The following is a 948-nucleotide window of genomic DNA, read 5'->3' as shown; positions in this document are numbered from 1 at the left end:
CTGATGGCGTTGCCCAGGTTGAGGCTGGCACTGCTGCTGTCACCGTCCTTGTCGGTGATCGTGGCCACCAATTTCACCAGGTCCGCTGCCGCAAGGCCGGTGGCCTGATCCGGCCCGGCATCCGGGCTGTGCTGGATAGCGATGCGCTGGTCGAGGGTGACCTTGCCTTCGCTGTCCACGGTCAGGGTGAAGGCCACGGCGCCGCCGCTGCCGCCCACGCGCCCGACCACCTGATTGCCTTCCAGATAGAGCTTGATGTCAGTGCCGCTGGCACTGTCCTTCAGCCCGCTGCTGGCGCCCTCGGCGCTGACGGCCAGGTTGTAGGTGATGGAGCCGGAGCCGTCGGCGCCATAGCTGCCAAGGAAGGCGCCACTGAAGTCCGTGGTGGCATCACCGCCCAGGTTGGTTTCGTCCACCTGGAGGATGTCCGCCGGCACCGACACCGCTGTAATGCTCGGCGCATCGTCCTTGAAACTGATGGCGTTGCCCAGGTTGAGGCTGGCACTGCTGCTGTCGCCATCCTTGTCGGTGATCGTGGCCACCAGTTTCACCAGATCCGCCGCAGACAGGCCGGCGGCCTGATCCGGCCCGGCATCCGGGCTGTGCTGGATGGCGATGCGCTGGTCGAGGGTGACCTTGCCTTCGCTGTCCACGGTCAGGGTGAAGGCCACGGCGCCGCCGCTGCCGCCCACACGGCCGACCACCTGGTTGCCTTCCAGGTAGACCTTGATATCGCTGCCGCTGGCGCTGTCCTTCAGGCCGCTGGAGGCACCGTTGGCGCTCACCGCCAGGCTGTAGGCGATGCTGCCGGCACCGTCGGCGCCGTAGCTGCTGGTGAAGGCGCCGCTGAAATCGGTGGTGGCGTCGATGCCGAGGCTGGTTTCGTCCACCTCCAGGCTGGCGACGCCAGCCTGGCCGGCGCTGATGCTCGGCGCGTCGTCCTTGAAG

Annotated in this window: 1 protein-coding gene; it reads right to left on the bottom strand. The window is 67.3% G+C overall.

All coding sequences use genetic code 11. From position 1 onward, the window contains the following. The coding region (locus A9G05_RS27800; RefSeq protein ID WP_256548495.1) for a DUF5801 repeats-in-toxin domain-containing protein at positions 1-948 on the bottom strand (948 nt) is incomplete at both ends.

The sequence above is a fragment of the Pseudomonas sp. ENNP23 genome, assembly GCF_001728945.1.
GTDB lineage: Bacteria > Pseudomonadota > Gammaproteobacteria > Pseudomonadales > Pseudomonadaceae > Metapseudomonas > Metapseudomonas otitidis.
This window is presented reverse-complemented; position numbering and strand designations above follow the sequence as displayed.